Source organism: Paenibacillus sp. 1-18 (genome assembly GCF_000520755.1).
Lineage (GTDB): Bacteria > Bacillota > Bacilli > Paenibacillales > Paenibacillaceae > Paenibacillus > Paenibacillus brasilensis.
On sequence record NZ_ASSB01000039.1, the window covers coordinates 1 to 2149 of the forward strand.

Genomic DNA, 2149 nt, shown 5'->3' on the forward strand with positions numbered 1-2149 from the left:
GCCATAATTCGAGCGTAGAGAAGCAGTTCCGGTATCCGACAGAATACGGTTCGCAAAAGCCGCCAACTGCCCAATACACCGTCACTGGCGCCGGTGCAGCGATCGTTTCGCAGGAAGGGGAAGGACCTGTCGTCACGTCAGCGACAATTGGCCGAGTTATCGATATGGGGATTACGGATCCGTTTAATATGGGGGCGGCCATGGCACCTGCTGCGGTTGACACCATTCAAGCTCATTTTCGAGATTTACAAATCGAGCCCGGTTATTATGATCTGATCGTCACAGGAGATCTGGCCAAAGTAGGCTATGAGATTGCCTGCAAATTGTTTGAAAAACATAACATTCCGATTCATCAAACGGAGTATGCCGACTGTGGCATGATGATTTACGACTATGATACTCAGATGGTACAGGCGGGGGCAAGCGGTTGCGGCTGTTCGGCCGTTGTCACCTACGGTCATTTAATGAAACGCATGCGAATGGGAGAAATCAAACGTATGCTTGTTGTTGCTACAGGGGCGCTCTTATCGCCGCTTTCGTTTCAACAAGGAGAAAGTATTCCTTGTATCGCGCATGCTGTAGCGATTGAATCAGGAGGGGGAATCTGACATGATTTTTTTATGGGCCTTTCTTGTAGGGGGCGCAATTTGCGTCTTCGGACAGCTTTGTTTCGATGTGTTTAAACTGACTCCAGCCCATACCATGACGTTACTCGTCGTGCTGGGAGCAGTCGCGGATGGACTTGGCTTGTATGACCCGCTCGTTAGAATTGCCGGAGCTGGAGCTTCCGTTCCAATCACTAGTTTTGGAAACTCTCTGGTTCACGGCGCTTTAGAGGAATTACAGAAAGACGGATGGATCGGAGTCATTACCGGTATATTCAAGGTCACCAGCGCAGGTATTTCGGCAGCCATTATTTTCTCATTTTTGGCAGCCTTGCTGATTAAGCCAAAAGGTTAAGGATGCGATAGGTGGGTAAGCATCACTTGAAAACGAGCTAAATACCGTTTTTATTCGTTCTCACTTGCTTCGCGGACCTGAGCCAGGCGTCCTGCATAGATCCACCGATAGATCGTTTTGAACGACACGATAGTCGTCATCTGTTCTTCCGGCTGAGCCGACCTCATTGCGGAAGCATACCGATACAGCCGCCAGCCGGATCGGGTTCGTGACATCTACGATTTCACCGCTGTAATACGCGACGAGCGGCACCTCCGAAGTACCCACAAGCCATTGATCCTCCCCTGCGATGCGGTAGGTCTGATCCAGCCCAAGTGGGAAAAAGCCGGTGCTGCGCATTGCCTCCGAGCGTACCATTAGCGGAACGTCCAGCAGCTGGAATCCCCGTTCAGTCAGCAGATCCACTGCAAGCTTGCTGCACAGCCCGGTGCAATGCAACCCTCGCTCCCGTCAGGTAGTAATTCCGGGTTCCGGCTGTTTTGACGCCTCGGGGAACGTCGATCAGGCTGTGAAGCTGGCCGAGTGCCATATGATCCTTCGGTTCAAATCCGAAGTCGGGTACTGTTCCGATCCGTTCCAGTTCTACATTGTCTTCATCCGATCTGCCCCGTGGCGTATCGTGGGATACGATATTAGGCATCAGAAGCAAGAGCTGCTGAAACTGTTCCTCGACTTCCTGTTGCGGGGTCTCCAGATGTTCTAGCTGTCCGTTATTTTTTTTGACCTGCTGCTTTGCTTCCTCTGCCTGCTCACTCTTTTCGGCATGAATCAACGCCCCAATATCCTGACTACACTGATTACGCGTCTGGCGCAGCTGTTCCACTTCTTGAAGCAGCTGCTTTCTCCGATCATCCAAGGTCAGCAGCTCTGCCACCGATACTGGCATTCCTTTGTTGTCTGCTGCTGTCTGAACCTCTTCCTGATGCTCTCTGATCCATTTGATGTTCAACATGACACCGCACTCCCTTTCGGATAAAAATACAAAAAGCGCCCTCATCCATATGGGACGAGGAGCGCTTTGATCTCGCGGTGTCACCCAAATTGACCGGACAGCATGACAGATGTCATCGCTCTCCAATCCACTTTGCTCCGCTGTAACGGGCGGGTCCGGCTTACTTAGGAACATATTGCCATATCGTACGCTAACGTATGATCCTTGGCGTAAACGCCTCCGAGTTGGATGCTCTTC

Annotated in this window: 1 protein-coding gene and 2 pseudogenes; 2 read left to right on the forward strand and 1 reads right to left on the reverse strand. The window is 51.3% G+C overall.

All coding sequences use genetic code 11. The annotated features are described in order from the left end of the window. Positions 1–608 (forward strand): annotated as a pseudogene (locus L693_RS0102450) (stage V sporulation protein AD); the annotation flags it as partial. Position 609: 1 nt separating this feature from the next. Next, positions 610–960, forward strand: a complete 351-nt coding sequence (gene spoVAE, locus L693_RS0102455; protein WP_025715908.1) for a stage V sporulation protein AE — start codon at positions 610–612, stop codon at positions 958–960. Between the two features lie 144 nt (positions 961–1104). Here the strand turns inward: spoVAE and L693_RS0102460 are convergent. Beyond that, a pseudogene (locus tag L693_RS0102460) lies at positions 1105–1912 on the reverse strand (serine--tRNA ligase); the annotation flags it as partial. Positions 1913–2149: the final 237 nt, after the last annotated feature.

Bases quoted from the DNA above. Each gene is read 5' to 3' on its own strand.
- spoVAE (WP_025715908.1), top strand. From the start codon at position 610: ATGATTTTTTTATGGGCCTTTCTTGTAGGGGGCGCAATTTGCGTCTTC.